The 6,000-nt window shown below is 67.2% G+C and carries 5 protein-coding genes; 3 read left to right on the forward strand and 2 right to left on the reverse strand.

The features are described 5' to 3' along the window. Positions 1–667 precede the first annotated feature (667 nt). Positions 668–2,089, forward strand: coding sequence for a carbohydrate-binding protein (locus ACSAMQ_RS12985; RefSeq protein WP_435396046.1), 1,422 nt, complete (start codon positions 668–670; stop codon positions 2,087–2,089). Positions 2,090–2,317: 228 nt separating this feature from the next. Here the strand turns inward: ACSAMQ_RS12985 and ACSAMQ_RS12990 are convergent, their stop codons facing one another. Both ACSAMQ_RS12990 and ACSAMQ_RS12995 read right to left on the reverse strand, forming a co-directional pair. Next, complete coding sequence (locus ACSAMQ_RS12990; RefSeq protein ID WP_435396047.1) at positions 2,318–3,673, reverse strand: Gfo/Idh/MocA family protein; 1,356 nt, start codon at positions 3,671–3,673, stop codon at positions 2,318–2,320. Positions 3,674–3,801: 128 nt separating this feature from the next. Beyond that, positions 3,802–4,209, reverse strand: coding sequence for a RidA family protein (locus tag ACSAMQ_RS12995; RefSeq protein ID WP_435396048.1), 408 nt, complete (start codon positions 4,207–4,209; stop codon positions 3,802–3,804). 455 nt (positions 4,210–4,664) lie between these two features. On the opposite strand from ACSAMQ_RS12995, the gene ACSAMQ_RS13000 reads away from it, so the two are divergent. After that, on the forward strand, positions 4,665–5,441 hold the full coding sequence (locus ACSAMQ_RS13000; protein ID WP_435396049.1) for an SDR family oxidoreductase: 777 nt from the start codon (positions 4,665–4,667) through the stop codon (positions 5,439–5,441). Further along, a partial coding sequence (locus ACSAMQ_RS13005) for a hypothetical protein (RefSeq protein WP_435396050.1) occupies positions 5,441–6,000 on the forward strand: 560 nt, incomplete at its 3' end. The genes ACSAMQ_RS13000 and ACSAMQ_RS13005, both read left to right, overlap by 1 nt.

The raw sequence follows: 6,000 nt of genomic DNA on the forward strand, positions 1-6,000 counted from the left end.
CGAGCCCAGCGAGCGCGCCGTCCGGTTCGCGGCGACGTCGGCGTTCGTGACGGCCAAAGTGCCGGCGTCAATGTGCTTTCTGCTCACCGAGCAAACCGGCGCTCGAGCGAAGCCGCAATCTGCAGCCGCCGTCTCACTCCGCCGTATATCTCATGCGTGACGGCGGTCTCTTCTCCGCCGCGACCGAGCTGCGCTCCTGGGGTGCAGCGCAGCAAATCGGCATCGAAGATCGTCGTCGTTTGCGGCACTTCGCCACCACAACGACGCCCTTGTCCCGTCGCTTGACAGCGCTGTCAATCGGCGCAGGCTGAGGACCCATAGCCGCCCCATTGCCCGCCGAACGAACGGCAGGCGGCAGAGGGTAACGAGGAGGGACCACCCTCCCGCGCCAGGCTCGGCCCATTCAAGAGGGGGACCAGGTTTCGCTCCGCACGGAGCGGACCGGCATCACTTCGCAACGGAGGCAGTCCACCCGCAGCCCATCCCCGTATCAACCCCGACCTACCGACCGCAGCCGGCAGTCGGCGGCCGCGCCGTGAGCAGGCCCGCAACGCATCGGCCACGGCGGCGGAACCATTACGCATGGTCCACACCCGCACCGACGCCCGCGCTTGCGAGCGGAACGGCCGCGTGCGCCGCGCTTCAATCCATCACGAGAGGACAGCTCATGAGATCCGCGACCCAATGCATCGCATTGCTGATGTTTTTCCTGCTTTCCGGCAGCGCCTTCGCGCAGAACTGGCGGCTGGTGTGGAGCGACGAGTTCAACGGGACCATCGGGCCCGACTGGGTGTTCGAAACCGGCAACGGCAGCAACGGCTGGGGAAACAACGAACTGGAATATTACCGGCGCGAGAACGCGACGATCGAGAACAACGCCCTGACGATCACCGCCAAGCGCGAAGACTTCGGCGGCTATCGCTATACCTCGGCGCGCATGAAGACCCAAGACCGCCGGACGTTCAAGTACGGCCGCATCGAGGCGCGCATGAAGCTGCCGTCCTTCATGGGCGCCTGGCCGGCGTTCTGGATGCTGGGCGCCAACCTGCCGCAGGCCGGGTGGCCGGCGTCCGGCGAGATCGACGTCATGGAGCACGTCAACGACGAGAACAAGACCTACGGCACCATCCACTGGAGCGACCACAACGGCACTTACGCGCAGTACGGCGGCAATACCGCCATGACCGTACAGGACTGGCACGTCTACGCCGTCGAGTGGGACGCCAACGCGATCCGCTGGTACGTCGACGGCAACAAATTCCACGAGGCCAACATCCAGGGCGGCGTCAACGGGACCGAGGAATTCCACAAGGACTTCTTCCTGCTGCTGAACTTCGCCATCGGCGGCAACTGGCCGGGCTTCACCGTCGACGAGACGCGCCTGCCGGCGAAGATGCAGGTCGATTACGTCCGCGTGTATTCGGCCGACGGCGCGAATCCCGGCGTCGCATCGGTGTACCAGCATTGCGACTTCGGCGGCTGGGCCGTGGCGCTGCCCGAAGGCCGTTACACCGCCGCGCAATTGCAGGCCCGCGGCGTCGGCAACGACCAGATCTCTTCGCTGCGCGCCAGCCCGGGCTATCAGGTCACGCTGTATCAGGACGACAACTTCGCAGGCGCGAGCCTGACCAAGAACGCGGACGCTGCCTGCCTCGCCGGCGATGGCTTCAACGATCGCGCCTCGTCGTTGGTGGTGGCGCGGTTCTCGCAAGCCTGGTCGCTGACCCTGGAGGCGGAGAACTTCGGCGCGCAGCAGGGCGTGCAGACCGAAGCATGCTCGGAAGGCGGCCAGAACGTCAGCTGGATCGACCAGGGCGACTGGATGGCCTACAACGGCATCACCTTCCCCGCCACCGGCACCTATCGCGTCGAGTACCGGGTAGCGAGCCCCGGCGGCGGCGCACTGTCGCTCGACCTCAATGCGGGCGGCGTCGTGCTCGGCACCGTGCAGGTGCCCACGACGGGCGGCTGGCAGAACTGGACCACGGTCTCGCACACCGTGAACGTCGGTGCGGGCACCTACAACCTCGGAGTCTATGCGGCGCAGGGCGGCTGGAACATCAACTGGCTCCGGATCACGCGCCTGTAGCCAGCGGCCGCTTCGGCGACGCCCGTCCCGGGTCCGTTGCCGCGGAGCGCTGCCCGAGGGCAGCGCTCCGGAACTGCGGCGGGTGGCGGCGTGGCCGCGGCACAAGCTACGCGCCGCTCCTACCTCGACGCGGGCCACCTGGGGACGGCGCGAAGGTAACGATGTCGCGCATCGCTAAGCCACCCGCCGGATCGTTGGCAAGCGGCTATCGCATGGCGGTCCCAGGCCTCAATAGCGATCGTTCAGGGCGAAGATCGGCTTGCGGTTCTTCCACTTGCCTTCGGTGAAATCGGGGAACTCCAGGGTCTTGTGCTCGGCGATGGACTGCTCCGACAGCGGCGTGATCGCGCTCCAGGCGACCGCGTCGTAGATGTCGATCGGCATCGGCGCATCGGCCTTGAGCGCTTCAACGAAGGCATGCACGACGAAGTAGTCCATGCCGCCGTGGCCGGCGCCGGCCGCGGTGTCGGCGAATCGCCGCCACAGCGGGTGATCGTATTTCTCAAGCCAGGCGTCGGCCTTGTCCCACTCGTGCGGCTTGCTCTTGCCTTCGATGTGGATCGAGTCGTTGATGTCCATCCACAGGCCGTCAGTGCCCTGCACGCGGAAGCCGAGCGAGTACGGGCGCGGCAGCGAGGTGTCGTGCTGGAGCAGGATGGTTTCGCCGTTCTCGCAGGCGATCTGGGTGGTGACGAGGTCGCCGAGCTTGAACTTGACCTTGGCGTTCGGATGGTCCGGACCGGCCTGCTTGACGATGTAGTCGTGCAGGCCGCGCGCCTTGCTCGAGAACGAGCTGAGGTAGGTGAAGCGATTGCCGCGGTGGATGTTGGCGACCATCGCGCAGGGACCGATGCCGTGGCTCGGGTACAGCTCGCCGTCGCGCTGCACCGAGTGTTCGGTGCGCCAGCGCGCTTCCGACCAGCCCTTGGCGCCGAATTCGACGCCGCCGCCGGTGGCGCGCTCGGGGTTGCCGCTGTTGAACTTCACCGCGCGCAGGTCGTGCTGGTAGCCGCCCTGCAGGTGCACGATCTCGCCGAACAGCCCCTGCCGGACCATGTTCAGCACCGCCAGCACATCGCGGCGATAGCACACGTTCTCCAGCAGCATGTAGGGCGTACCGGTCTTCTGTTGGGTGCGCAGCACCTGCCAATGGTCGTCGAGAGTAATGCCGGCGACCACTTCGCAAGCCACCGCGATGCGCGCCTGCATCGCCGCGATCGCCATCGGTGCGTGCAGTTCCCAGGGCGTGGCGATGACCACGCCGTCGAGACCGCCCTTCTCCAGCATCTTGCGATAGGCGTCGTTGTCGCCGCCTTCGCCATAGGTCGCCGGCTTCGGCCGGCCGGCCTTCTCGATCATCTTCAGCGCGCGGCCCAGCATGATCGGTTCGATGTCGCACAGCGCGACCACCTCGACATCGTCGCGGCGCACCAGTTCCTTCAGCAGCACCTGGCCACGCATGCCGGTGCCGATCAGGCCCAGGCGCAGCTTCGAGCGTTTGCGCGCGAACGCCGGCGTGAACGCGCTGCTGGCCAGTACGGTGCCGGCGGTCGCGGAAGTGGCGAGAAAGTCGCGTCGGTTCATGCGGGAGGGTCTCGGGTAGGGGGTGGAGGAGGAGCGAGCAACAGCAGTGGGGAGCCAGGAACGAGTAACGAGTCGAGATCCCGGAGAACGAGCGCAGCTGCTAGTTACTAGTTATCAGGCACTCGCTTCTAGCCGCTACGCAGCGGCGAATAAGCAATGGCCTCGATCTCGATCTTGCAATCGACCATCATTTGCGAGCGCACGCACGAACGCGCCGGCGGGTGCTCGCCGAAGTACTCGCGGTAGATGCGGTTGAAAGTCCAGAAGTCGCGGGTGTCGTCGAGCCAGACGGTGATCTTGACCACGTGGCTCAGGTCGCAGCCGGCCAGGCCGAGCACTTTCCTGACGTTGTCCATGGTGCGGCGCGTCTGCGCCTCGATGCCGCCCTGTTCGATCTCGCCGCGTTCGTTCATGGCGACCTGACCGGAGATGTAGACGAAGTCGCCGGCGCGCACCGCCGGCGAGAACGGCAGTGGCTGGCCGCCGGCGCCGCTGGGCTCCAGGCCGTAGCGGACGATGGACGTGGAATCGCTCATGGACGGGACTCTCTGCAAAGGAAGAACGGGTAGACCCGGGCCGCACCGGCGGCGTAGTTCACCGGCGGCAACGCCTCGGCCATGGACACCGGACGCCACCGAAGCGACGCTGGGTTCGGATAACACACTGCGAGGCTCGCCGCTGCCACGTGAAAGTATCTTACAAACTTTCGCGATGCATTTTGCAGCGCACAATGGTTGACTTTCATAGCTTCTGCTACATTCCCGGTCTGGAACAAGACGGGTATGTTTGAAATTTACAGAAGCTCGAGGGCCAGCAGACGGACCGCGCCAGCCCGGCCGCGGCGATGGTCGCGCGCACGGCGCTGCCAAAGCCCCCGCCATCGGCGATATTCCGGCCTACCGTCCCCCGCCGTCGCGGTCGCCTCGCAACACTCGGTCCGACACGGCGGGCGCTCCCCCTGAAGGAATGATCCGTCCATGAAGCAGAGCCCATGAGCCACAGCCGCTTGACCTTGATCACCGGAGCCGCGGGCGGCATCGGGCGAGGATTGCTCGCCCGCTTCGTCGCCGGCGGCGACCGCGTGCTCGCCCACGATCGCGATGGCGATGCGCTCGCAGCGCTGGCGGCGGATTTCGCGCCCGGACAGGTGCTGACCGCGGCGTCCGAGCTGTCGGACCTCGACGCGCTGCGCGCCGCGCTCGCGCCGCTGACCCGGGCGCACGGCCCGATCGGCGCGGTCATCGCCAATGCGGGCAGCGCCGAAAGCCTGAGCCTGGCCGGTACCACGCCGGGCGCCTGGCAACGCGATGTCGATGTCAATTTGAATGCCGGTTACTGCACGGTCGAAGCCGCGCTCGACGGGCTCAAGCAAACCCGCGGCAACATCGTCTTCATCGGTTCGGTCAACGGCCTCGCCGCGCTCGGCCACCCGGCCTACAGCGCGGCCAAGGCCGGCCTGATCAGTTACGCCAAATCGATCGCGATCGAGTACGGCCGGCTCGGCCTGCGCGCCAACGTGATCTGCCCCGGCACGGTCAAGACCCAAGCCTGGCAGGCGCGCGCGGACAAGCATCCGCAGGTGTTCGAAGACTTGAAGAAGTGGTACCCGCTCGGCGACTTCGCCACGCCCGAGGACATCGCCGAGGCCGCCTGGTTCCTGGCCTCGCCGCAGGCGCGCATGATCAGCGGCGCGGTGCTGCCGGTCGACGGCGGGCTGATGGCCGGCAATCGGGTGATGGCTTCGGAACTCACTCTGGAGCCGTACTGATGAACGAGGCGCTGCGCCAACTCGGGCACAACCTGTTGCTGCCCGGGGTCAAGGGCCTGCCCCTGCGACAGCCCATCCGCCAGGACGCGATCGGCGGGCTCGGCCTGAATGTTCTCGACGGCCGCCTCTCGTATCCGGTCGCGGTGCTGCGCGAGTCCACCCTCGCCCACAACATCGCCTGGATGCGCGATTTCGTCGAACGCGCCGGCGCCCTGCTGGCGCCGCACGGCAAGACCACGATGAGTCCGCAGCTGTTCCAGGCCCAGCTCGAGGCCGGCGCCTGGGCGATCACCCTGGCGACGATCCCGCAGTTGCGCATCGCCCATCGTTTCGGCGTGCGCCGGGTGCTGTTGGCGAACCAACCGGTCGCGATCGCCGACATCGAAAGCCTGGCCGCGCTGCTGCACGAAGACCCCGGCTTCGAGGCCTGGGTGCTGGTGGATTCCCCGGCCGGCGCGCAGCGCCTCGCCGCGGTCATGCAACGGCTCGCGCCGCAGCGCCGCTTGCCGGTGCTCGTAGAACTCGGCGCCGACGGCGGCCGCACCGGCGTGCGCGGCCT

It is taken from the genome of Lysobacter sp. 1R34A (assembly GCF_051217035.1).
GTDB lineage: Bacteria > Pseudomonadota > Gammaproteobacteria > Xanthomonadales > Xanthomonadaceae > Lysobacter.